This is a genomic window from Pseudomonas brassicacearum, assembly GCF_918698105.1.
GTDB classification, from domain to species: Bacteria; Pseudomonadota; Gammaproteobacteria; order Pseudomonadales; family Pseudomonadaceae; genus Aquipseudomonas; species Aquipseudomonas brassicacearum_F.
The window spans coordinates 1-24,273 of record NZ_CAKKMI010000071.1; the positions used below are offsets into that span (position 1 = coordinate 1).

At 62.9% G+C, this 24,273-nt stretch carries 22 protein-coding genes and 1 riboswitch; of the genes, 15 read left to right on the plus strand and 7 right to left on the minus strand.

The genetic code is table 11. From position 1 onward, the window contains the following. Window positions 1-396: 396 nt before the first annotated feature. Window positions 397-1,707, minus strand: a complete 1,311-nt coding sequence (locus LQ215_RS23020) for a PQQ-dependent sugar dehydrogenase (RefSeq protein WP_230152720.1) — start codon at window positions 1,705-1,707, stop codon at window positions 397-399. 253 nt (window positions 1,708-1,960) lie between these two features. Further along, the gene (locus LQ215_RS23025) at window positions 1,961-2,545 is read right to left on the minus strand and encodes a hypothetical protein (RefSeq protein ID WP_230152721.1); all 585 of its coding nucleotides are present in this window, start codon (window positions 2,543-2,545) and stop codon (window positions 1,961-1,963) included. A 153-nt stretch (window positions 2,546-2,698) separates the two neighbouring features. Continuing rightward, window positions 2,699-2,908: riboswitch (cobalamin riboswitch) on the plus strand. A gap of 80 nt (window positions 2,909-2,988) precedes the next feature. Here LQ215_RS23025 and cobO point away from each other — a divergent pair. The 13 genes from cobO (at window position 2,989) to LQ215_RS23090 (ending at window position 14,494) form a co-directional block, all read left to right on the plus strand. After that, complete coding sequence (gene cobO / locus LQ215_RS23030) at window positions 2,989-3,615, plus strand: cob(I)yrinic acid a,c-diamide adenosyltransferase (protein ID WP_003204642.1); 627 nt, start codon at window positions 2,989-2,991, stop codon at window positions 3,613-3,615. A gap of 11 nt (window positions 3,616-3,626) precedes the next feature. Beyond that, entirely contained in the window at window positions 3,627-5,024 is a 1,398-nt protein-coding gene (locus LQ215_RS23035) for a cobyrinate a,c-diamide synthase (RefSeq protein ID WP_230152740.1), read from the plus strand. Continuing rightward, complete coding sequence (gene bluB / locus LQ215_RS23040) at window positions 5,021-5,671, plus strand: 5,6-dimethylbenzimidazole synthase (RefSeq protein ID WP_230152722.1); 651 nt, start codon at window positions 5,021-5,023, stop codon at window positions 5,669-5,671. Before LQ215_RS23035 ends, bluB begins: the two co-directional genes overlap by 4 nt. Continuing rightward, entirely contained in the window at window positions 5,668-6,576 is a 909-nt protein-coding gene (cbiB, locus tag LQ215_RS23045; RefSeq protein ID WP_230152723.1) for an adenosylcobinamide-phosphate synthase CbiB, read from the plus strand. The genes bluB and cbiB overlap by 4 nt, the downstream gene beginning before the upstream one ends. After that, entirely contained in the window at window positions 6,569-7,561 is a 993-nt protein-coding gene (gene cobD, locus LQ215_RS23050; protein WP_230152724.1) for a threonine-phosphate decarboxylase CobD, read from the plus strand. The genes cbiB and cobD overlap by 8 nt, the downstream gene beginning before the upstream one ends. Continuing rightward, window positions 7,558-9,009, plus strand: a complete 1,452-nt coding sequence (locus tag LQ215_RS23055; protein WP_230152725.1) for a cobyric acid synthase — start codon at window positions 7,558-7,560, stop codon at window positions 9,007-9,009. The genes cobD and LQ215_RS23055 overlap by 4 nt, the downstream gene beginning before the upstream one ends. 134 nt (window positions 9,010-9,143) lie before the next feature. Next, window positions 9,144-9,665, plus strand: coding sequence for a bifunctional adenosylcobinamide kinase/adenosylcobinamide-phosphate guanylyltransferase (gene cobU / locus LQ215_RS23060; RefSeq protein ID WP_230152726.1), 522 nt, complete (start codon window positions 9,144-9,146; stop codon window positions 9,663-9,665). Then, window positions 9,662-10,717: a nicotinate-nucleotide--dimethylbenzimidazole phosphoribosyltransferase gene (gene cobT / locus LQ215_RS23065; protein WP_230152727.1), complete on the plus strand. Its 1,056-nt coding sequence runs from the start codon at window positions 9,662-9,664 to the stop codon at window positions 10,715-10,717. The genes cobU and cobT overlap by 4 nt, the downstream gene beginning before the upstream one ends. Then, entirely contained in the window at window positions 10,714-11,289 is a 576-nt protein-coding gene (gene cobC, locus LQ215_RS23070) for an alpha-ribazole phosphatase family protein (RefSeq protein ID WP_230152728.1), read from the plus strand. Before cobT ends, cobC begins: the two co-directional genes overlap by 4 nt. Before the next feature lie 2 nt (window positions 11,290-11,291). Next, a complete protein-coding gene (locus LQ215_RS23075; RefSeq protein WP_230152729.1) occupies window positions 11,292-12,023 on the plus strand; it encodes an adenosylcobinamide-GDP ribazoletransferase in 732 nt (243 codons plus the stop codon). Window positions 12,024-12,095: 72 nt separating this feature from the next. Then, entirely contained in the window at window positions 12,096-12,500 is a 405-nt protein-coding gene (locus LQ215_RS23080) for a MarR family winged helix-turn-helix transcriptional regulator (protein ID WP_003204618.1), read from the plus strand. A 52-nt stretch (window positions 12,501-12,552) separates the two neighbouring features. Next, window positions 12,553-13,761: an MFS transporter gene (locus LQ215_RS23085; RefSeq protein ID WP_230152730.1), complete on the plus strand. Its 1,209-nt coding sequence runs from the start codon at window positions 12,553-12,555 to the stop codon at window positions 13,759-13,761. Window positions 13,762-13,942: 181 nt separating this feature from the next. Next, window positions 13,943-14,494, plus strand: a complete 552-nt coding sequence (locus LQ215_RS23090; RefSeq protein WP_230152731.1) for a glutathione peroxidase — start codon at window positions 13,943-13,945, stop codon at window positions 14,492-14,494. A 90-nt stretch (window positions 14,495-14,584) separates the two neighbouring features. Here LQ215_RS23090 and LQ215_RS23095 read toward each other — a convergent pair whose 3' ends face one another. The 3 genes from LQ215_RS23095 to LQ215_RS23105 all read right to left on the minus strand — a co-directional run bounded on the left by LQ215_RS23095 (window position 14,585) and on the right by LQ215_RS23105 (window position 16,985). Beyond that, entirely contained in the window at window positions 14,585-15,856 is a 1,272-nt protein-coding gene (locus LQ215_RS23095) for an OmpP1/FadL family transporter (RefSeq protein ID WP_230152732.1), read from the minus strand. Between the two features lie 144 nt (window positions 15,857-16,000). Continuing rightward, window positions 16,001-16,483 carry a hypothetical protein gene (locus LQ215_RS23100; RefSeq protein WP_230152733.1) on the minus strand — a complete coding sequence of 161 codons (483 nt, stop codon included), beginning with the start codon at window positions 16,481-16,483 and terminating at the stop codon, window positions 16,001-16,003. Between the two features lie 277 nt (window positions 16,484-16,760). Then, entirely contained in the window at window positions 16,761-16,985 is a 225-nt protein-coding gene (locus LQ215_RS23105) for a hypothetical protein (RefSeq protein WP_003204606.1), read from the minus strand. A 954-nt stretch (window positions 16,986-17,939) separates the two neighbouring features. Here LQ215_RS23105 and LQ215_RS23110 point away from each other — a divergent pair. Then, complete coding sequence (locus tag LQ215_RS23110; RefSeq protein ID WP_072348674.1) at window positions 17,940-18,263, plus strand: sel1 repeat family protein; 324 nt, start codon at window positions 17,940-17,942, stop codon at window positions 18,261-18,263. A 188-nt stretch (window positions 18,264-18,451) separates the two neighbouring features. Further along, on the plus strand, window positions 18,452-19,840 hold the full coding sequence (rmuC, locus tag LQ215_RS23115; protein ID WP_162893918.1) for a DNA recombination protein RmuC: 1,389 nt from the start codon (window positions 18,452-18,454) through the stop codon (window positions 19,838-19,840). Between the two features lie 142 nt (window positions 19,841-19,982). Here the strand turns inward: rmuC and LQ215_RS23120 are convergent, their stop codons facing one another. Continuing rightward, the gene (locus LQ215_RS23120; RefSeq protein WP_230152734.1) at window positions 19,983-23,453 is read right to left on the minus strand and encodes a hybrid sensor histidine kinase/response regulator; all 3,471 of its coding nucleotides are present in this window, start codon (window positions 23,451-23,453) and stop codon (window positions 19,983-19,985) included. A gap of 250 nt (window positions 23,454-23,703) precedes the next feature. Continuing rightward, the gene (locus LQ215_RS23125; RefSeq protein ID WP_230152735.1) at window positions 23,704-24,243 is read right to left on the minus strand and encodes a TetR/AcrR family transcriptional regulator; all 540 of its coding nucleotides are present in this window, start codon (window positions 24,241-24,243) and stop codon (window positions 23,704-23,706) included. Between the last annotated feature and the right edge of the window lie 30 nt (window positions 24,244-24,273).

Below are 24,273 nucleotides of genomic sequence, written 5' to 3' on the forward strand. Positions count from 1 at the left end.
GGCGCCCCGTTAACCACGATGGCCGAACGCAGGCATTGTGGAGTGGGCATCCCGGCATGGATGCCGGGATAGCCGCGCTGGGCCATGGATGGCCCTTCGCGGCGGCCCACGGAGCAATGCCGGAGTGAGGGCACACCGAGCCTAAGCGAGGTGCCGAGTGGTGGGGCAAAAGCGTTTTGCTTACTTTTGCGCTTTTCAAAAGTGAGCCGCCGTCAGGGCGGAACCCTAAGCCGCCGTGACCGCAGCAACGGATATGTACCCAATCCAATCGGTCGAAACTAAAGTTCCACATCCTTAAGTGAACAGCATTGCTCGCCACAGGGCCTTGTTCCCTGCGCGACAGCGCAGCGTCGAAGACGCGGCGGCCACTCCCTCGCCACGGTTCGGTTCCAGTCCTTAGTTCTTCGAAACGCGCCAGATCTTGTTCCCCACATCATCAGCCACCAACAAGCCACCTTGCTTGTCGATCACCACGCCCACCGGCCGGCCCTGGGCTTTTTCGTCGGCGTTCAAAAAGCCGGTCAGCACATCCACGGGTTGCCCCACCGGCTTGCCGCCGTTGAACGGTACGAAAATCACTTTATAACCACTGTGGGGCTTGCGGTTCCAGGAGCCGTGTTGGCCGACGAAAGCGCCTTCGGTAAACGGTGCAGGCAAGGTGCTGCCCTCGGCGAAGGTCAGGCCCAATGAGGCGGTGTGAGGGCCGACGGCGTAGTCCGGGGCGATGGCCTTGGCCACCAGGGCCGGGTTCTGTGGTTCGACCCGGACATCGACGTTCTGCCCATAATAGCTGTAGGGCCAGCCATAGAAGGCCCCGTCCTTGACCGACGTGATGTAGTCCGGCACCAGGTCGCTGCCGATCTCATCGCGCTCGTTCACCGCTGTCCAGAGCGCGCCGCTGCGGGGCTCCCAAGCCAGGCCGTTGGGGTTGCGCAAGCCCGAGGCGAAAATGCGGTGATTGCCGCTGGCACGGTCCACTTCCCAGATGGCGGCGCGACCTTCTTCGGCCTCCATGCCGTTTTCCGCCACGTTGCTGTTCGAGCCAGTGGTGACGTAGAGCTTGCTGCCGTCACGGCTGGCAATCACGTTCTTGGTCCAGTGATGGTTGATAGTGCCACCCGGCAGGTCGACGACCTTGGTCGGCTGCGCCTTGATTTGCGTGTCACCGTCCTTGTAGGGGAAGCGGATCAGCCGGTCGGTATCGGCCACGTACAGGTCATTGCCGACCAGGGTCATGCCGAACGGTGAATTGAGGTTTTCCAGGAACACCGTGCGGGTTTCGGCGATGCCGTCGTGATTGGCGTCGCGCAACAGGGTGATGCGATTGGGGCTGGGCACGCCGGCACCGGCGCGGCCCATGACTTTTTTCATCACCCAGCCCCGGATGCCCTTGGCGTCGTCCGGCTTGGGCGGCGCGTTGGTTTCGGCCACCAGCACATCACCATTGGGCAACACATAAAGCCAGCGCGGATGGTCCAGTCCTTCGGCGAATGCACCCACTTGCAGGCCCTGGGCCGGTGTTGGCTTGGCGCCTTGCGGCCAGCCGATGGCTTCGGCGATGTTGACGGTGGGGACCAGGGTCTTGTTCGGTTCAGGCAGTTTTGGCGCAGGGCCGGTGCCATCGGACACTTGCAGGGTGGACGACTCGCCACAAGCGACAAGCCCGGCGGCAAGGGCGACGATCAAAAGATGAGGTGGCTTGAGCATGCTGGCTTCCCTATGAATGCATGTAGTTATTCATAGAGGAGCGTAGACGCGTGATGGTTCAACCGCGGGTAGGCCAGTCAACCAGGCAAGATCCCTGTGGTGTATAGGGGGGGTGTGTCTGCTGAAATCCAGTGTGGGAGCGAGCTTGCTCGCGATGGCGGTGTATCAGCCTGCGTTGATGTTGACTGGCACACCGCAATCGCGAGCAAGCTCGCTCCCACAGTTTCTTCCACAGTTCCTAGTGTGCAATGAGTCAGCCGTGGGCCTGCTTGAACAGCACTGCAATGCCAGGATGGTACTGCCCGGCTTCGTTGCGCAACTTGCGGTAGGCGTAAGGGAAGTACCAGGCCACGGCGCAGGTGTTTTCCTTCTGCAGGTCGTCGATCATGTCCTGCAATTCTTCGGGCGTGGCGCTTTGCTGGGCTTTTTGCGGCGAGACGAACAGGCAGCCCAGCTTCAGATCGCTGGCGTAGCTGATGCGCTTGGCATCGCTGGTGGCTTCCAGCAGCGGCTGGGTCAGGTTCAGGTTGTTGACCTTGGGCCAGCGCTGGGTGGCCTGGATGAAGGCGCGCTCCTCGGTGCTGGCGATGAACAGGTCGGCGCTGACGTTGCGTTCGCCTTCTTCATTCTGCTTGCGGGTCGGCGCGTTCTGCAGCGTGACCATCTCGGCCATCCAGGCGGCGGCTGCGAGCAAGCCAAGATTGGCCCGTTCATCGAACCAGTAGGGCGTGTCGTTATCGCCGCGCACGGCGTTGTAGCGGTCGATACAGTCAAACCAACGTTCCAGCACCGGGCGCAGGAATTCCAGCTTTGGATTGCTGATGAGCATGCCTTGCATGTTTTGCCCTCTTGTTCTTGTGATATCGGGTCGTAATGTCGCTTTGATATCACTTGCCGCAGAATCACACAAGATTGGCGTCATTTTATTGATCGGCGCCAATGATTGCCCCGACAGGCGGCTTTAATTGACGCTCCACCCCCAACCCTCTAACCTTCGCGGCTTGTTTCAGGTGCTCTGTGGCTGCGGTCGACAGAGTGAAACAGGGAAGCCGGTGAGTGCACACGAACCCGGCGCTGCCCCCGCAACGGTAAATGAGTCAACGCTGTGCTCAAGCCACTGTGTCGCATGACATGGGAAGGCGCGCAGCCAGGCATTACGCCGCTCATGAGCCCGGAGACCGGCCTGATTCATCCAACGGCATCACGGTGGGCGATGCCAGGCTTGTTGCCGTCTTTTTTTGTGCCCGCCCGCCGTTATCCAATCCCAAACGGAGGCTTCCCATGACCGACTCCCTCTTCACCGACACGTCTGATCGCAACGAACGCCACCTGGCGCGCATGCTGCGCAAGAAAGCCGTGATCGACGAGCGCATCGCCAACTCGCCGAATGAATGCGGTTTGTTGCTGGTGCTGACGGGCAACGGCAAGGGCAAGAGCAGCTCGGCATTCGGCATGCTTGCGCGGTCCATGGGCCACGGCATGCAATGCGGCGTGGTGCAGTTCATCAAGGGGCGCAACAGCACCGGTGAAGAACTGTTCTTCCGTCGCTTCCCGGAGCAGGTGCGCTTTCACGTCATGGGTGAAGGCTTCACCTGGGAAACCCAGGACCGCCAGCGCGACATCGCTGCCGCCGAAGCCGCCTGGGCTGTATCGCGCCAGTTGCTCAGCGATCCGTCCATCGGCCTGGTGGTGCTCGACGAGTTGAACATTGCCCTCAAGCACGGCTACCTCGACCTCGATCAGGTGCTGAGCGATCTGCAGGCCCGTCCACCGATGCAGCACGTGGTGGTGACTGGTCGCGGCGCCAAGCCCGAGATGATCGAGCTGGCCGACACCGTGACTGAAATGGGCATGATCAAGCACGCGTTCCAGGCGGGTATCAAGGCGCAGAAAGGCGTCGAACTGTGAGCGATCCCGCCATGACCAGCCGCCACTGTCCGGCGGTGCTGATCGCAGCGCCGGCCTCGGGCCAGGGCAAGACCACCGTCACCGCGGCGCTGGCTCGGTTGCATCGCAACCAGGGACGCAAGGTGCGCGTTTTCAAGTGCGGCCCGGACTTCCTCGACCCGATGATCCTGGAGCGGGCCAGCGGCGCGCCGGTCTATCAATTGGACATGTGGATGGTCGGCGAGCAGGAAAGTCGCCGACTGTTGTGGGAAGCCGCCGCCGAAGCGGACCTGATCCTCATTGAGGGGGTGATGGGGCTGTTCGACGGCACCCCGTCGAGCGCCGACCTGGCGCGACATTTCGGCGTGCCGGTGCTCGCGGTGATCGATGGCACGGCCATGGCCCAGACCTTCGGCGCCCTGGCTCTGGGCCTGGCGCGTTATCAACCCGACCTGCCGTTCGCCGGAGTCCTGGCCAACCGGGTCGGCACCTTGCGCCACGCGCAATTGCTCGAAGGCAGCCTGACCGAAGGCCTGCGCTGGTACGGCGCGCTGTCCCGGGAAACCGGCATCGAATTGCCCAGCCGTCATCTCGGGTTGGTCCAGGCCAGTGAATTGAACGACCTCGACGTGCGCCTCGACGCGGCCGCCGAGGCCCTGGCCGGTAGTTGCGAAGTGGCGTTGCCGCCAGCGGTGGAGTTCGCCGCGCCCGAGGTCATCGCCGTTGAGCCGTGGCTCGCCGGGGTGCGCATCGCCGTGGCCCGTGACGAAGCGTTTGCCTTCACTTATGGCGCGAGCCTTGATCTGCTGCGAGCCATGGGCGCGCAGTTGAGCTTCTTTTCGCCGATTCATGACAGCGAACTGCCCGAGGCGGACAGCCTTTATCTGCCTGGCGGTTATCCAGAACTGCATCACGTGGCGCTGGCTCGGAACGCACCGATGCTCGCGGCGATCCGTGCCCATTACGAAGCCGATAAACCGTTGCTCGCCGAATGCGGCGGCATGTTGTATCTGCTGGATTCATTGACCGACGTTGAAGGCGTGCGCGCCGAACTGCTGGGGTTGCTGGCGGGCGATGCGCAGATGCAAAAGCGCTTGGCGGCCCTGGCGCTGCAATCGGTGGACTTGCCGGAAGGCACCTTGCGTGGGCATACCTATCATCATTCGCTGACCAGCACCGAACTTGAACCGATTGCCCGTGGCCATAGCCCCAACGGCGGGCGTGGGGCGGAAGCGGTGTTCCGGCAGGGGCGGATGACGGCTTCTTATGTGCATTTTTATTTTCCGTCCAATCCCAGGGCGATTGCTGCGTTGTTTGCGCCGGATCCTGAGACCGCTATCGCGAGCAAGCTCGCTCCCACAGGGGACCCAGTGATCTCAAGTGCAACGCTAGCCAATGTGGGAGCGAGCCTGCTCGCGAAGAGGCCATGACAGACACCGCTTTCTCCCAAGCCGAACGCGACGCCATCTACCGCGCCATCGCCGAGCGCCGCGACATGCGCCACTTCACCGGCGGCACGGTTGCGCCGGCCTTGCTGCGGCGCTTGCTGGAAGCCGCGCACCAGGCCCCCAGCGTCGGCCTGATGCAACCGTGGCGATTCATCCGCATCAGTGACCGCGCCTTGCGTGGGCAGATCCGCGAATTGGTGGAGCAGGAACGCATTCGCACCGCCGAGGCCCTGGGCGAGCGCAGCGATGAGTTCATGAAGCTCAAGGTCGAAGGCATCGACGACTGTGCCGAAGTGCTGGTGGCGGCATTGATGGAGGATCGCGAGCGGCACATCTTCGGCCGTCGGACCTTGCCGGAAATGGACCTGGCCTCGTTGTCCTGCGCGATCCAGAACCTGTGGCTGGCTTCCCGCGCCGAAGGGCTGGGGATGGGCTGGGTGTCGCTGTTCGAACCCCAGGCCCTGGCCGACCTGCTGGGCCTGCCCGCCGGGGCCAAGCCGCTGGCGGTCCTCTGCCTGGGCCCGGTCGAGGGTTTTTATCCGGCGCCGATGCTCGCCCTGGAAGGTTGGGCGCAACCGCGTCCGCTCCATGAACTGCTGTATGAAAACCATTGGGGAGTGAGCCCATGAGTGTGGCGTTGCTCAGTGCCGCCGCGGTGGCGCTGGATGCGCTGCTGGGCGAGCCCCGGCGCTGGCATCCGCTGGTGGCGTTCGGCGGTTTTGCCGATCGCATCGAACAACGTTTCAATTGCGGCGGGCGCGGTTGGCGCAGCCATGGGGTGACGGCGTGGATCATCGCCGTGGTGCCGTTGACCTTGCTCGCCACGGCCTTGTCGTGGGCGCCGATGGTGGGTTGGCTGGTGGAGATTCTCGCCTTGTACTGTGCCCTCGGCTTGCGCAGCCTCGGTGAACATGTCGAGCCGGTGGCGCGGGCGTTGCGCAGCGGTGATCTGGAGGAGGCGCGCAAGCGTGTCGGCTACCTGGTCAGCCGCGAAACAGCGGAACTGGATGAAACCGCCGTGGCCCGCGCCGCCACCGAGTCGGTGCTGGAAAATGGCAGTGACGCGGTGTTCGCCGCGTTGTTCTGGTTCGCCGTGGCCGGCGCGCCCGGGGTGGTGTTGTACCGCCTGAGCAATACCCTCGACGCCATGTGGGGTTATCGCAACGAACGTTTCGAGCGCTTTGGTTGGGCGGCGGCAAAAATCGATGACGGGCTCAATTACATTCCGGCGCGCCTGGTGGCATTGACCTACGCGCTGCTCGGCAAAACCCGCCTGGCGCTCAAGTGCTGGCGCACCCAGGGTCCGACCTGGGACAGCCCCAACGCCGGGCCGGTGATGGCCGCCGGTGCGGGGGCGCTGGGTGTCGAGCTGGGCGGGGCGGCGGTTTATCACGGCGAACTGCACCAACGTCCAGCGCTGGGCGAAGGTGTGCTGGCGAGTGCCGACGCCATTGATCGCGGCTGGCAATTGGTCCAGCGCGGCGTATGGTTGTGGCTGCTGATTCTCTGCCTGGGAGCTGAGTTTTATGCTTGAGCACGGTGGCCGCTTGCGCAACGCAGCTCGGCAATACGGCATTGCCGAGGCTGATTGGCTCGACTTGTCCAGCGGCCTGGCGCCCTGGCCATTCGACGTCCCGGCGATTCCCCTGCGCGCCTGGGCGCGCCTGCCGGAAACCGACGACGGCTTGGAGCAGGCCGCCTGCGATTATTACGGCGCGTTGGATGTGCTGCCGGTGGCCGGTTCGCAGATGGCCATCCAGCTGTTGCCACGCCTGCGGCGGGCCGGCAAGGTCGGGGTCTTGTCGCCCTGTTACGCCGAGCACGCCGAAGCCTGGCGCCGCAGCGGCTACATCGTGCGTGAAGTGCTGGAGTCTGAGGTGGATTTCTTCCTCGACAGCCTCGACGTGCTGGTGGTGGTCAATCCGAACAACCCCACGGGCCTGAGCCTTGCGCCCGAGCGCTTGCTGGACTGGCATGCGCGCCTGGCCCAGCGCGGTGGCTGGCTGGTGGTGGATGAAGCCTTCATGGACGTCACGCCGGCGTTGAGCCTGGCGGCGCACACCCATCTGGTCGGGTTGATTGTGCTGCGCTCGTTCGGCAAGTTCTTTGGCCTGGCCGGGGTTCGCCTGGGGTTTGTATTGGCCGAGCGCCGCTTGCTCAAGTTGCTCGCCGAACAGGTCGGGCCGTGGGTCGTCAGCGGGCCGACCCGGGTGCTGGGCCAGGCGTGCCTGCTGGACACTGATGCCCACGCATACCAGCGCCAACGTTGCGAAACCACCAGCCAACGCCTGGCGCTGATGCTCGAACGCCACGGCTTCAAGCCGCAGGGTGGCTGCGGATTGTTCCAGTGGCTGGTCACCGAGCGCGCCCTGGGGCTTCACGATTTCATGGCCCATCGCGGCATCCTCCTGCGCTTGTTTACCAACACCAGCAGCCTGCGCTTCGGGCTACCGGCCGACGACAGCGAATTTTTGCGCCTCGAACAGGCCTTCGAGGCCTACGCCAAGGACACCCAATGACCACAGTGATGGTGCAGGGCACCACGTCCGATGCCGGCAAAAGTACCTTGGTCACGGCTTTATGCCGCTGGGTCCAGCGCCAGGGTGTGAGCGTGGTGCCGTTCAAACCGCAGAACATGGCCCTCAACAGCGCCGTGACGGCCGACGGCGGCGAAATCGGCCGCGCCCAGGCGGTGCAGGCCCAGGCAGCGGGGCTGGAACCGCACACCGACATGAACCCGGTGCTGCTCAAGCCCAACAGCGACACCGGCGCCCAGGTCATCATTCATGGCCGCGCCGTGACCGCCATGAACGCCGTGGCCTATCACGATTACAAAGCCATCGCGATGCAAGCCGTGCTGGCCTCCCACGCGCGCTTGAGCGCGACCTATCCGGTGGTGATGGTGGAGGGCGCCGGCTCGCCGGCCGAGATCAACCTGCGTGCCGGCGACATTGCCAACATGGGCTTTGCCGAGGCGGTGGATTGTCCGGTACTGCTGATCGCCGATATCAATCGTGGCGGAGTGTTTGCCCATCTGGTCGGCACCCTGGAGCTGCTTTCGCCCAGCGAGCAGGCGCGGGTCAAGGGGTTCATCATCAACCGTTTTCGCGGCGACATCGCCTTGCTGCAACCGGGCCTGGACTGGCTGGAAGCGCGCACCGGCAAGCCGGTGATCGGCGTGTTGCCGTACGTGATGGACCTGCACCTGGAAGCCGAGGATGGCCTCGACCAGCGCCAGACCGACAAGGCTGAACAGGTGCTCAAGGTGGTGGTGCCGGTGTTGCCGCGCATCAGCAACCACACCGATTTCGATCCACTGCGCCTGCACCCGCAGGTTGACTTGCAATTCATCGGCCCCGGCCAGCCTATCCCGCCGGCCGACCTGATCATCCTGCCCGGTTCGAAAAGCGTGCGCAGCGACTTGGCCTACCTGCGCGCCAACGGTTGGGCAACGGCGATCAACCGTCACCTGCGCTACGGCGGCAAGCTGCTGGGTATCTGCGGCGGTTTGCAGATGCTCGGCCAGCAGGTCCACGACCCGTCGGGGCTGGAAGGCGCGGCCGGTTCCAGTGCCGGGCTGGGCCTGCTGGATGTCGAAACGACGCTGGAACACGAGAAGCAATTGCGCAATGTGCGCGGGCGACTGGCCTTGGAGGAGGCTGAGGTCAGCGGCTATGAAATTCACGCGGGCGTGACCACCGGCCCGGCCCTGGAAAACCCGGCGGTGCATCTGGAGGACGGTCGTTGCGACGGCGCCCAGAGTCTCGACGGGCAGGTGTTCGGCACCTACCTGCATGGGCTGTTCGAATCACCGGCCGCCAGTAGCGCGTTGTTGCGTTGGGCCGGGTTGCAGGAGGTGCAGGCGGTGGATTACCACGGGTTGCGCGAGCGGGACATCGAGCGGCTGGCGGATCTGGTGGAACAGCATTTGGATACTCGGTTGTTGCGTGAACTCTGTGGGATTTGAGGTGGCTGTACCGGCCCCTTCGCGAGCAAGCTCGCTCCCACATTGGATTTGTGGATATACACAAGTCCCCTGTGGGAGCGAGCTTGCTCGCGATGGGGCCGGCAGCAACACCGCCATTTGAAAGGTAAAACACCATGCTGCAACTGATCCTCGGCGGCGCCCGCTCCGGCAAGAGTCGCCTGGCGGAAAAACTCGCCACAGACTCCCAATTGCCAGTGACCTACATCGCCACCAGCCAACCTCTGGACGGTGAGATGAACGCGCGGGTCGCCCAACACCGCGCGCGGCGCCCGGCCGACTGGGCGCTGGTGGAAGAACCCCTGGCCCTGGCGCGGGTGCTGCGGGAACACGCCGCCCCCGGGCGATGCCTGCTGGTGGATTGCCTGACCCTGTGGCTGACCAACCTGCTGATGCTCGACGACCCCGAGCAACTGAACGCCGAACGCGAAGCGCTGCTGGGCTGCCTGGCCGCGTTGCCCGGGGAGATCATTTTTGTCAGCAACGAAACCGGCATGGGGGTCGTGCCGCTGGGCGAGCTGACGCGCCGTTACGTCGATGAAGCCGGTTGGCTGCATCAAGCCTTGGCCGAACGTTGTCAGCGCGTCGTGCTGACCGTCGCCGGCCTGCCGCTCACTCTCAAAGGTACTGCGTTATGAATCACAGTTGGTGGCTGGACCCATGCAAGCCCGTCGATACCCAGGCCCTGGAGCAGGCTACGGCCCGTCAGCAACAATTGACCAAACCGGCGGGTTCCTTGGGCCGGCTGGAGTCGGTGGCGGTGCAACTGGCGGGCCTGCAAGGGCAGGTCGAACCGAGCCTCGACCGGCTATGGATCGCGATCTTTGCCGGTGACCATGGCGTGGTCGCCGAAGGCGTATCGGCCTATCCCCAGGAAGTCACCGGGCAGATGCTGCTCAACTTCGTCAGTGGCGGCGCGGCCATCAGCGTCCTGGCACGGCAACTGGGCGCGTCGCTGGAAGTGGTGGACCTGGGCACCGTCACGCCTTCGCTGGACCTGCCCGGCGTACGGCACCTGAACGTCGGGCCGGGCACGGCGAATTTTGCCCAGGGCCCGGCGATGACTCCGAGCCAGGGCGAGCAGGCCTTGCGCGCCGGACGCGACAGCGTGGCGCGTGCGGTCGCGGCGGGGACGCACTTGTTCATCGGCGGCGAGATGGGCATCGGCAATACCACCGCTGCCAGCGCCCTGGCCTGCGCCTTGCTCGAATGCCCAGTGGCGCATCTGGTCGGGCCGGGTACAGGGTTGGATGCGGCGGGTGTCAGCCGCAAGGCCCAGGTGATCGAACGGGCCCTGGCGCTGCACGCTGCCCAGGGCCACGACCCGCTGCAGACCCTGTTCAATCTCGGCGGTTTTGAAATCGTCGCGTTGGTCGGTGCGTACCTGGCCAGTGCCCAGCAGGGCGTCGCGGTGCTGGTGGATGGTTTCATCTGCAGCGTCGCGGCCCTGGTGGCGGTGCGGATCAATCCCGCGTGCCGGCCATGGTTGCTGTTCGGCCATCGCGGCGCCGAACCGGGCCATCGCCACGTGCTGGAAACCCTCGGCGCCGAACCGCTGCTGGACCTGGGCCTGCGCCTGGGCGAGGGCAGTGGTGCGGCGTTGGCGGTGCCGCTGTTGCGCCTGGCCTGTGACCTTCACGGACAGATGGCGACATTTGCCGAAGCGGCCGTGGCGGATCGCCCGGCATGACCTTGCGCCTGGACCTGCTGCGTCACGGCGAAACCGAGCTGGGCGGTGGCTTGCGCGGCAGCCTCGACGATGCCTTGACGGCCAAGGGCTGGGAACAGATGCACACGGCTGTCGAGCAAGGCGGGCCCTGGGATCGCCTGGTCAGCTCGCCGTTGCAGCGTTGCGCCCGTTTCGCCGAGCAGCTGGGTGCCCGACTCGGCGTGCCGGTACAGTTGGACAAAGACCTGCAAGAGCTGCATTTCGGCGCCTGGGAAGGCCGCAGCGCAGCGGCGTTGATGGACGCCGACGCCGAGGCGCTGGGCCAGTTCTGGGCCGATCCCTATGCCTTCACGCCCCCCGAAGGCGAGCCGATGCTGGCGTTTTCCGGCCGCGTGCTGGCGGCGGTCGAACGCCTGCACGCGGCCTATGCCGGCCAGCGGGTCTTGCTGGTCAGCCATGGTGGCGTGATGCGCCTGCTGCTGGCCCAGGCCCGGGGCCTGCCTCGGGAGCAATTGCTCAATGTCGACGTCGGCCATGGCGCGCTGTTTTCCCTGTCGGTGTCGGCAGGGCCAGTGCTCAAAGAGGCGGATTGACGATGTTGCCTTTCTGGATCGCCTTGCAGTTTCTCAGCAGCCTGCCGGTGCGCCTGCCCGGCATGCCTGAGCCTGAACAGCTGGGCCGTTCGCTGTTGTTCTATCCGGTGGTGGGGCTGTTGTTCGGCGTATTGCTGTGGCTGCTCAATGCCCTGCTGATGGGCACACCGTTGCTGCTGCACACTGCGCTGTTGCTGAGCGCGTGGGTATTGCTCAGCGGCGGCCTGCACCTCGATGGCCTGGCCGACAGCGCCGATGCCTGGCTCGGTGGTTTTGGCGACCGCGAGCGCACGCTGCTGATCATGAAGGACCCGCGCAGTGGGCCGATCGCGGTGATCACCCTGGTGCTGGTGTTGCTGCTCAAATTCACCGCGCTGCTGGCGTTGATCGAGCAGGAGCAAACGTTGGCCTTGCTCATCGTGCCAGTGCTGGGGCGTGCCGCATTGCTCGGCCTGTTCCTGACCACCCCGTACGTGCGTGCCGGTGGGTTAGGCCAGGCGCTCGCCGATCACCTGCCGCGACCCTCGGGTTGGCCGGTGTTGGTGGCCTGTGCGCTGGGGTGCTTGCTGCTGTTGGGCTGGGCCGGGCTGTGGATGCTGGTGGTTGCCGCGCTGGTGTTCATCGGGTTGCGATGGATGATGCTGCGCAGGCTGCAAGGATGCACCGGGGATACGGCGGGCGCCTTGCTGGAGCTGCTGGAAGTGGCCGTTCTGGTAGCGTTGGTGTTGAGTTGAATCCGGATCTGGCTCACAGCGCTGTGTTGATTTAAATTTGCATTCATTCAGTCGCGGGTATATACACGCATCATGCTTCCTTCCCAATGTCTGTGCATCAACCTGCGTCGTGCCGCCCGTGGCGTCAGCAGGTATTACGACGGCGCCCTCGACGGCTTCGGGATCAACGTTGCCCAGTATTCTTTGCTGAGCAACCTGGCGCGCCTGGACCAGCCGAGCATATCTTCCCTGGCCGAGGCCATGGGCCTGGACCGCAGCACCCTGGGTCGTAACCTGCGGGTGCTGGAGGGCGAAGGATTGGTGGCGCTGGCCGAGGGTGACGACCTGCGCAACCGCATTGTCGTGCTCACTGAAACGGGGCAGGCCCGGCTGGCGGCGGCGTTGCCGGCCTGGGAAGCGGCGCAGCAGAAACTGATTGATAAGCTGGGCGCCGAAAAGCGTGCGACCTTGCTGGCCTTGCTGGATGAACTGGCGTGAAGCCGGTTCGTTCGATAATAAGTGGGTATATACCCGCGACCGGAGAACAAGAATGACATCGATGTGGCGTACCTGTGGTTGGGTCCTGGTGGGCAGCGCGCTGATCCTGGCGTTGTCCCTGGGCGTACGGCATGGCTTTGGCCTGTTCCTGGCGCCCATGAGTGCCGAGTTCGGCTGGGGCCGTGAGGTATTCGCCTTCGCCATTGCCTTGCAGAACCTGATCTGGGGCCTGGCGCAGCCGTTCACCGGCGCGCTGGCCGACCGCTTCGGTGCGGCGAAAGTAGTGCTGATCGGCGGTGTGCTGTACGCCGTGGGCCTGGTGTTCATGGGCATGGCCGATTCACCGTGGTCCTTGTCGTTGAGCGCGGGCCTTTTGATTGGTATCGGTCTGTCGGGCACATCTTTCTCGGTGATTCTGGGTGTGGTCGGACGGGCCGTGCCGCCGGAAAAACGCAGCATGGGCATGGGTATCGCCAGTGCCGCCGGTTCCTTCGGCCAGTTCGCCATGCTGCCCGGTACGCTGGGGCTGATCGGCTGGCTCGGTTGGTCGGCGGCGTTGTTGGCGCTGGGGCTGCTGGTGGCGTTGATCGTGCCGCTGGTGAGCATGCTCAAGGACGCGCCGTTGCCGGTCGCCGGCCATGAGCAAACCCTGGCTGAAGCCTTGCGCGAGGCCTGCAGTCATTCCGGGTTCTGGCTGCTGGCGGTTGGCTTTTTCGTTTGCGGGTTTCAGGTGGTGTTCATTGGCGTGCATTTGCCGGCGTACCTGGTGGACCAACACCTGCCAGCCAGCGTCGGCACCACTGTGCTGGCCCTGGTCGGGCTGTTCAATATCTTCGGCACCTATACGGCCGGCTGGCTGGGCGGGCGCATGTCCAAGCCACGCCTGTTGACCGGTTTGTACCTGGTGCGGGCGGTGGTGATCGGTTTGTTCCTGTGGCTGCCCGTGACCACCACGACGGCGTACCTGTTCGGCATGGCGATGGGCTTGCTGTGGCTGTCGACGGTGCCGTTGACTAACGGCACGGTGGCGACCCTGTTTGGTGTACGAAATCTCTCGATGTTGGGTGGGATCGTGTTCCTGTTCCACCAGTTGGGCTCGTTCCTCGGTGGTTGGTTGGGCGGGGTGGTGTACGACCGCACCGGCAGCTACGACTTGATCTGGCAGGTGTCGATCCTGCTCAGCTTGTTGGCGGCGGCGTTGAACTGGCCTGTACGTGAACGTCCGGTGGCGCGCCTGCAAGCCCAGGCCGGTGCAGCATGAGTCGCCTCGGCCCGTGGTTGATCGCTGCCGGTGCCGGCCTGTTGCTGGCGTTCGCCTGGTGGGGTTGGCATCAGGGCGGGCTGGCCTTGATGCAACTGGGCATGGGCAACTGCTGAACAATGGACGGCATCGGACGCTGCGAGTAACGTCGTGGTCTGACGTGCCTTTAAGGAAAATCGACATGTTGACGCGCTGGTTTGCTGTTCCCGCCCTGTTGCTGGCTGTGACCGGGCAAGTCTGGGCCGCCGGTTGCCCACCGTTGCTGGAGGGTTCGTTGCCCAAGCTGCGGGCCAAGGAAACCATCGATCTGTGCCAGCGCTTCGCCGGCAAGCCGCTGGTGGTGGTCAACACTGCCAGCTTCTGTGGGTTCGCCCCGCAATTCAAAGGCCTCGAGGCGCTCAACCAGCGCTACAAGGACCAAGGGCTGCAAGTGCTGGGCGTGCCGTCCAATGACTTCAAGCAGGAGTCCAAGGACGGCGCTGAAACGGCCAAGGTCTGCTACGTCAATTACGGCGTGACCTTCACCATGACCGAACCTCAACCGGTGCGCGGTGCGGATGCGATACCGCTGTTCAGGCACCTGGCTGAACAAGCCGGCGCGCCGAAATGGAATTTCTACAAGTATGTGGTGGACCGCCAGGGCAAGGTTGTAGGCAGTTTTTCCAGCCGGATCAAGCCTGACGATCCCGATTTCATCAAGGCAGTAGAAGCGGCCATTGCCTCAAAACCCTGATTGCCAGCCACGAAAAAGCCCCGCCTCTTTGCAGAGAGCGGGGCTTTTTTTCGCTTCAGGTGGCGAGTGGTTCAGGTTCGCCGTGAAACATCAGAAGCGGTAGGTTGCGCCGACACCGAAACCGTTGGCGCTGTTTTCATACTTGGCGTTGTAGGACTGGCCGAGGGCATTGCTGCCGCTGACGTTGACTTTTTCTTCCTTGAGGTAGGAATAAGCCACGTCGATGGTCAGGTCGTCGGTTGGGCTCCAGCCGGCACCGAGGCTGAAGATGGTCCGGTCGCCAGTAGGAATGCGTGGCGAGCGGTCGGCGTTGTTGGTCGGTGCCTGGTCGAACGACAGGCCGGTACGCAATACCCACTGTTTGTTCAACTGGTAGGAAGTACCGATGGCGTAGGCCCAGGTGTCGTGCCAGTTTTGCTCTTCGGTAATGTTGGTGAAGAAGTTCGGAGCCAGGGGCCCCGTCACACCTTCATTGTTCACGGTAATTTCTTTCAGGCGGCTCCAGCGAGTCCAGGTGCTACCGGCGTAGACGGTCCAGGCATCATTGATTTGCTGGGTGACCGAAAAGTCCACTGATTCAGGCGTCGTGATATCCAGCGAGGCGTCGTAGCGACCGCTGTCGAGCAGGAAGGCAGGTGTGCCGGCTCCCGGACTTACTTCAGTGTGGCCTTCGAGCTTGTACTTGACCTTGGAGTGGTAGGTCAGGCCAACGCGAGTGGTGTCGGTCGCCTGGACCAGCACGCCGATGTTGTAGCCATAGCCAATGTCGTCGCCCTTGATCTTCACGTCGCCGTCATTAGGCGACAGCGGTGTGGTCAGGGTCGATTCCAGGGAGCCGGAAATACGGTTGATGGTCGGGCCGAAACCGATCGATACCTTGTCATTGAAGGCATAGCTGACGGTTGGCTGGAACGTGACGACCTTCACTTCGCTCTTGCTACCGAAGTTGCCGCCCTGGAAGCCGTTTTCATAATCGGTGATCAAGCCAAACGGTGCGTAGACACCCAGGCCAAACGCCCATTGATCATCGATAGGCTTGACGTAATAGCCCATCGGAACGCCGGTCAGCGGGACCATGTCGCCCTTGTTGGTGCCGGACTGGGTGCCGCTGGCATCGTCGATATCGGTGGAGGCATCAATGGCGGCGAAACCACCGGTGACTTGCTGGCGCTTGAGGCGCGACATGCCGGCAGGGTTGCCGAACACGGTGCTGGCGTCATCGGCAACGGAAGAACGACCGGCGAAACCAGTGCCCATGCCACTGATGCTTTGTTCGTTCAAGGCAAAGCCGCTGGCGAAAAGTTGAGTGGATGCCAAGGTAACGGCAAGGCCAAGGGTGGTTTTGAGCATCATTTTTTTCATTGTTAGAACTCCTGGTGATCACCGGGGCGAAAATTACCAACATTTTCGTTCAAGCGCTATAGCCTGTATCGCTTGATTTAGAGGGGTTTTGTAGGACAATCCGACCAGATTCGCGACCGTTGTAGGAACTTTCAAAATTTCATCTCAGCAAGCGACCTGATTCAGTGGTGAAACACAGCTTTGCCAGGCGCAGGTGAAATCTCGCAGGCGCCCTTGGGGGTGAAAGGTTTGTCGCCAGATGCGGGCCATGCCCAGCAGGTCATCGGCGTCGGGAAGCGGGATGTTCTGTTCTTCCACCAGTAGCCAGGCAATGGCGGTGGCATAGCGCAGGTTGACGGTCAGTTCCAGGTGCGGGCCGCTGAGAAAGGCGTGCTGGCTGGCCAGGCCGCGTACCAGGCTGGCACGTTCCGGGTCCAGCGCCAGGTAATGATCCCAGAGTGCCTGGTGTCGGGGCTCGGTAATGCGATACAGGCCATGCCCGCGGCGATCATGCAGGGCTGAACCCAGGGCGGACTGGCTGGCGGCAATACCCAGCAACAAGGATTCCGCAGTTGCGCTATGACGCCCGAGGTAGAGGAGCGTCGGGCGGATCACATATCGACACAGTTCGCTGGCAGCGATACCCATAAAACCCTCGAAGTGTGAAAGGGGCGGGGGCCTGGAGAGTGTGGGCTTGGCAGCAGTGGATCGGTCCAGGTCCCGCCGGAAGCGGATCATGCCGCTTGACTTGAAGTGTAGTGTCATATTTGCGTTGTAAAGGACTGTTTTTAAAACATCTTCAACGAACGGTTATAACTGTTATATCCCTTGGCACTTACGCCGTTTCGCTAGATCGAGAAATTCCAGGCAATAAAAAACCCCGCTTTTTGGGCGGGGCCTTTGGGGTTTCAGCCTTTCTGGCGTCTCAGGCAACCAGTGCCTGGCGGGTACGCTCGATCACGGCCTGCAGCGGTTCGGCGCTGGAGTACTGATCGGGGTACAGGCGTTCGCTGTGACGGGCGATGCCGTGTTCGTTGACCAGGGTGAAGCTGAAGCAGCCTTTGCGAGCGGCCATGATCAGGCAGTTCATCGGGGCAAAAGCGTTGGTGAGGGTGCGAATAGCATCCTGTGCATGGATTTGAGTAGACATGTTATGGGTGTTCCTACAAATGACACGGTTAAGAACCGTGCAACGTTAAAACGTTCCAGTAACGTCGACCACCATTGGTCGAACGAAGAACCCGACTGGAACAAAGCAGCCAGTTTGAGCGCTATATAAAGTGCGCGCTTGGGCTGGCAGGTAGGTACTTAGGAGGGCAGGCAACACATCGAGGGCAAAGGTTCTGGGCCCGGGGTGAAGATCCTGATCAATTTTGCAGGTTGGTTCGGTCAGAGTAATGAGCTTGGCAACACCCTTTGTATTCGATCAAAGGCTGTGTTGACACAAGGTTTACCTGGAAACCATCGAGGGGGCCGGTCTCCTTTTTTCGATGAGGCGTCCTTTGCAGGATGGCTGACCGCGGAGATGTGTTCGACCCGGAATTGACTTTCAGCTTGGTACTAACGCTGCGGATACTAACGGATCGAAACCATGAAGGGAAGGGCGTTGGTTAAAAAATATTCAAAAGGGCGATAACCGCTGTGGGGAGGCGCACGCTAGCACAGGATTCACGTGTGCGCAGGTGTGTCTATGCCACGCATATCGCGGACAAGGGCAGAGGGTTATCCCCAGGTTTTACCGCCGAATGCGCCAAAAAAGCGCAGCGTTATAACCCATTCGGCTGTTACTTGTGCACACTCGCTGCACCACTTGTCACTGTACTGTCATGTCGAAACAATCCGGGGTGGGTGCCTGTATCCAAAATTTAAGTCAATGAAAAACATCGCTTTTTTTTACTGGTGAAAAAATCGTCAGTTTGAGCGCAGGCCCCGTTCCACAGGGCTTTGCGCGAGTTCAGGGTGGGTTGTCCACTGAGTTATCCACAGCTTCTGTGGATTGTCCCAAGCGCTTGCTCTAGCACGGGCGTGCTGGTTTTTTTTCGGCTTTACCCGTACGAAAAAAGGAGTAGAGTGGCGCGCCTTCCGATCTATCCCACAGTGTTTTATGAAGTTTCGCTCCGTATCAAATCCTGTTACCTCCACACCCCCTGGTGTTACCCCACCCAAGCGTATTTCGATGCGGGTGGCTGAGTGGCTGCTCGACAGCCCGCGACTGGGGGACAGCCCCAGCGTCAAGCACTTGGCCGGCCGTTTACTCAAGCAACCGGCCCGTGAAGGCGTGGTGGCCGCGCAAAGTCGCCTCGGACAGTTGATGTGCCGTGAATGCGGCAACGCCCGGGATCGCCGCATCGGCCAGGACCTGCTGCGCCAGGCTGCGCGGGCCGGCGATGATCGAGCCCGCCGGGCCCTCGGTGAAATCGAAGGCTGAAAACGAAGACCGAGCTGGGCAACCCCCGGCCGCTTGGTTACCCTTCGGGCTTTATTTGATCGGCAGGAATTGTCATGGCTATGGATTTGACCAGCCTGTTGTTTGGCCTGGCGGGCGCTGCGGTGCCGTTGCTGGCACTGGCCTGGCACCTGCAACGCCAGGCCAGCGCAGCGCAGACCGAACAGGCCCTGCTGGAAGAACGCCTGGCCACCGCGCACATGGCCCATGACGGCCTCAATGCCCAACTCGATGCCTGCCGCGATGAGATCAGCGACCTGAGCCAGGCCAACGCCGCCAAGCAAGCCGAGCTTGCCGCAGCCTGCCGTGAAGTCGAGTTGTTGCAGATCGAGCGCGACAACGCCCGGGATGCCGCCCACGCCTGGAACCTCGAGCGCGCCAACAAGGAAGCGGAACTGCGGCGGCTCGATGCCCAGGCGGCGTCGTTGCATGCCGAACTGCGCGAGCAGCAGGAAAGCCATCAACAACGCCTGGATGATCTGCAAGGTTCGCGCGACGAGTTGCGGGCACAGTTCGCCGAGCTTGCCGGAAAAATCTTCGATGAGCGTGAGCAGCGTTTCGCCGAAACCAGCCAACAGCGCCTGGGCCAGTTGCTCGATCCGCTCAAGGAGCGCATTCAGTCGTTCGAAAAACGCGTCGAAGAAAGTTACCAGGCCGAGGCCCGGGAACGTTTCTCCCTGGGCAAGGAACTGGAGCGCTTGCAACAGCTGAACCTGCGCTTGAGCGACGAAGCCACCAACCTCACCCGGGCGCTCAAGGGCCAAAAGACCCAGGGCAACTGGGGCGAGCTGATCCTGGAGCGGGTGCTCGAACATGCCGGCCTGGAGAAGGGCCGCGAGTATCAGACCCAGGTCAGCCTCAAGGGCCCGGACGGCGAGCGTTTCCAGCCGGACGTGTTGATTTACCTGCCGGGCGACAAGCAAGTGGTGGTCGACTCCAAGGTCAGCCTCACGGCTTATCAGCAGTACGTAGCTGCCGAAGATGACGCCATCGGCCAACACGCCCTCAAGCAACACGTGGCGTCGTTGCGAGCTCACGTCAAGGGCCTTGCCGGCAAGGACTACAAGCGCCTGGACGGTTTGCACAGCCTGGATTTCGTGTTGCTGTTCGTGCCGATCGAAGCGGCGTTTTCCGCCGCCCTGCAAGCCGAGCCGAACCTGTTCCAGGAAGCCTTCGATCGCAACATCGTGATCGTCAGCCCAACCACACTGCTGGCGACCCTGCGGGTGATCGACAGCTTGTGGAAGCAGGAACGCCAGAGCCAGAACGCCCGGGAAATCGCCGAGCGGGCCGGGTGGCTGTATGACAAGTTCGTCTTGTTCATCCAGGACCTGGACGAAATCGGCAGTCGCTTGCAGCAGTTGGACAAAGCCTACAGCGCGGCGCGCAACAAATTGACGGAAGGGCGCGGCAACCTGATCAGCCGCAGTGAACAGCTCAAGCTGCTCGGCGCCCGGGCCAGCAAGAGCTTGCCCAGCGAATTGCTCGAGCGGGCGATGACCGATGCAGATGGGCTGCCTGAGTTGCCGGAAGAAGCCGGCGAGAAAACCCAGGGCTGAAACACAAACCCAAGGCTGAAGCAGAACCCTGTGGCGAGGGAGCTTGCTCCCGCTTGAGTGCGCAGCACTCACAAAAGAGGGGGCCGCTGCGCAGCCCAGCGGGAGCAAGCTTCCTCGCCGCAAGGGCCACCATTTGCCCGAATCACAACGGCAAATGTCGACTCAACAACGCCCGCAACGCCGCCGGCTTCACCGGCTTGGCCAGGTAATCCAGGCCCGCCGCATGCACCTGGGCGATCATCTCAGGTCGGCCGTCGGCGCTGATCACCACACCCGGAATCGGTTCGCCCATGCGCGTGCGCAACCAGGCCATCAGCTCGGTGCCGGTCTCGCCATCGTCCAGATGAAAATCCACCAGCGCCAGTTGCGGTCGACCGCCTTGGGCCAGCCAACGCTCGCATTCTTCCCGGTTGCGCGCTGTCCACACTTGGCACCCCCAACGTGTCAGCAGGCTGTTCATGCCGATCAGGATGCTGTCTTCGTTGTCGACACACAGCACCTGGGCACCGATTGGCAAATGACCGTTGGGTTCGGTCGCGGGGCTCGGTGCGACGACCTGTGTATGGGCCAAGGGGACGCTGACGCTGAACACGCTGCCGCGCCCCGGCCAGGAGCGCACGCGCAAGGTATGGCCCAGCACGCGGCAGAGCCCGTCGGCGATGGCCAGGCCCAGGCCCAGGCCTTTTTCGGCGCGGGTCTGGTGGCTGTCCAGGCGTTTGAATTCTTCGAAAATGACCTGCAGCTTATCCTCGGCGATGCCCGGCCCGCGGTCCCAGACTTCCAGGCACAACTCGCCGTTGTGCCGACGTACCCCCAACAGCACCGGGCCCTTGGCATAGCGGAAGGCGTTGGTGAGGAAGTTCTGCAAAACCCGCCGCAACAACTTGATGTCGCTGTCGACCCGCAGCCGAGAGCCCCGCATTCGGAATTTCAGGCCTTGTTCCTGGGCCAGCGCCGTGAACTCGGCGCCCAAGGTGTCGAACAATTCGTTGAGGACAAACGGCTTGCGGTCGGGGTTGATCTTGCCGTTTTCCAGGCGGGAGATATCCAGCAGGTCGGTGATCAGGTCTTCAGCCGAGCGCAGCGAACTGTCCAGGTGTTGGACCAGTTGCCGGGCCTCGCTCGGCAAACTGTCGTGTTGGTGGGACAGCGCGGCGGAGAACAGCCGTGCGGCGTTGAGCGGTTGCATCAGGTCATGGCTGACCGCCGCCAGGAACCGGGTCTTGGATTGATAGGCCGCCTCGGCGGTGCTCTTGGCTTCGGTCAGGGCCAGGTTCAGCTGTGACAACTCCCGGGTGCGTTCGGCCACCCGTTGCTCCAGCCCCTCGTTGGCTTCGGTCAGCGCTTGTGCGGCCTCACGGAAGGCGGTGATGTCGGTGAAACTCATGACGAAACCGCCACCGGGCATCGGGTTGCCGATCAGCTCGATCACCCGGCCGTTGGGGAACAATCTTTCAGAGGTATGGGCACGACCTTGGCGCATCCAGTGCAGGCGTCGGGCGACGTGGACTTCGGCTTCGCCTGGGCCGCAGAGGCCACGTTCGGCGTTGTAGCGGATGATATCGGCAATGGGTCGGCCGACACTGATCAAGCCGTCCGGGTACTTGAACAGTTCCAGGTAGCGACGATTCCAGGCCACCAGTCTGAGGGACTGGTCGACCACGCTGATGCCCTGGCTGATGTTCTCGATGGCGCCTTGCAACAGCGCGCGGTTGAACTGCAGTACTTCCGAGGCTTCGTCTGCGATCCGGACGACGTCTTCGAGCTGCATCTCTCGACCTTCAATGGCGGCCTTAACCACAGCCCTGGTCGAAGAGGCCCCGAGTACACCGGCCAACAGGCGTTCGGTGTGGGCGATCCATTCACTGTCGGCGTTCTGGGTCGGGTTGAAGCCTTTGCCCTGGCGGTAGGCAAAGCGAATGAAACTCTGCCGCGCCCGCTCCTCGCCGACGAAACGGGCGGCCAGTTGCAACAGGTCTTCGATGTGCACCGCCAACATTGAGCGGGGGTTGGGGCGGGCGCTGATTTCCTGGCCGATGAAGCGTCCGGCCTGCCAGTGTTCCGAGACGCGTGTGCGCGACAGCACGGACACCCAGGCAAACAGCGTGAAGTTGCCGGCCAGGGACAGGACCACCCCTTGGGTCAGGGGGGTAATCGGCAGGTTCAATGGATTGCCGTGCAACCAGGCCAGGCCGGGGAAGCTCGTGAGCGACCAGCCCAGGCTGTGAGCGGCGATCGGCAACACCAAGGTGTAGAACCACAGGAAAATCCCCATGGCGAGGCCGGCGAACACGCCGCGGCGGTTGGCCTGTTTCCAGTACAGCGCGCCGAGCATGGCCGGGGCCAGTTGGGTCACGGCGGCGAAGGCGATCTGGCCGATGGTCGCCAGGCTCGCTGTCGAACCCAGCAGACGGTAGCTGACGTAGGCCAGCAAGAGGATCACGACGATGCTCACCCGACGCACCGACAGCATCCACTGGCGGAACACTTCGAAGGGCCGCTCGGCGTTGTTGCGGCGCAGTAGCCACGGTAACAACATGTCGTTGGAAACCATGGTGGACAACGCCACGCTGGCCACGATCACCATGCCGGTAGCCGCCGAGGCGCCGCCAATGAACGCCAGCAACGCCAGGGCCGGATGGGCCTGGGCCAGCGGCAGGCTGATGACGAAGGAGTCCGGCAGTACCGAGCTGGGCAGCATCATTTGCCCGGCGAGGGCGATGGGCACCACGAACAGCGCGGCCAGGGCCAGGTACGCGGGGAACACCCACTTGGCCAGGCGCAGGTCCTGGGGTTCGATGTTCTCCACCACGGTGACGTGAAACTGTCGTGGCAAGCAGATGATCGCCATCATCGCCACCCCGGTCTGCACCACCATGGATGGCCAGTTGATGGTTTCTTTCCAGTACTGCTCCAAGCGCGGCGCGAGCATCGCCTGGTTGAACAGGTCGTCGAAACCGTCGTACAGGCCGTACGTCACGAACGCCCCGACCGCCAGGAAGGCGAACAGCTTGACCAGGGATTCGAAGGCGATCGCCAGCACCATGCCGCGGTGGTGTTCGGTGGCGTCGAGGTTGCGGGTACCGAACACAATGGTGAACAGCGCCAGGATCAGCGAGACGATCAGCGCGGTATCCTGGGCGCGGGTACCCATGGCATCGGCGCCGGCGCCGATCAACAGGTTCACCCCGAGCACGATGCCCTTGAGTTGCAAGGCAATGTACGGCAGCACGCCGACCAGGCAGATCAGCGCAACCACCACCGCCAGGGATTGGGACTTGCCATAGCGGGCGGCGATGAAGTCGGCGATGGAGGTGATGTTCTCCTGTTTGCTGATCATCACCATTTTCTGCAGGACCCACGGCGCCAGCACCAGCAGCAGGATCGGCCCGAGGTAGATCGGCAGGAATGACCAGAGCTGTTCGGCGGCCTGGCCCACGGCGCCAAAGAACGTCCAACTGGTGCAATACACCGCCAGCGACAGGCTGTAGACCCAGGCCCGCACCCGCGGCGGCAGCGGCGTGCTGCGCCGGTCACCGTAGAAGGCGATGGCGAACATGATGGCCATATAGGCCAGGGCGACAACGGCGATCAGCCCGCTGGACAGCGACATGGAAACTCCCGGACAAAGATACCGGGACGTGAGCCCGGCAGGACAGTCTCGCATGCCCGCACGGGTTCGTCAGTGTCGACCAAGGTCGAGGCGTGGTGGGGTGTCGCAGGAGGGGGGATTCTTGGGTTATGCAGGGTTTTTGCTGGCCTCATCGCGAGCAAGCTCGCTCCCACACCGAGTCTTGGGCGAGCATAAATTTTGTATTCACAGCAGATCAAATGTGGGAGCGAGCTTGCTCGCGATGGCGGCCTTACTGAGCCCACGCAATATCCACCAGCCGATACAACTCCTCAACCGCTAACGGCGCGGTAGCAAAGAGGATACGAAACACCGTCGGCGCCACCACCACATTGATCAGCCGTTCGACGCCGGGATTGGGCTCATCGGGGTAGCGGTCCAGGATGATCTGCAATTGACGGCTGATGATCCCTACGCAATACCCCGGAGTGGCGCAGGCCTGGATGTCGCGCATCATGTTGCGACCGGGCTCGGAACTCATTTCGTCCAGGTACTGTTCGGCCCAGGCGAGCAGGTCGCCGCGCAGGCTGCCGGTATTGGCGGGGTCGCTGTCGGGGCGTAAACGGGCGATGGCGACGTCGGCCAGCAGCGCCGGCAGATCACCCCAGCGCCGGTAGATGGTGGACGGCGTCACCCCGGCGCGCGCAGCGATTTGCGGTACGGTCAGGGTCGCGCGGTCCTGCTCTTGCAGCAGGTCGCGGACCGCCGAATGAATCGACTCTTGGACCCGGGCGCTTCGACCGCCGGGGCGTAAACCTTCTTTAATTGCCATGCGTCAGACCTTAACACAAAGAATTTGCTT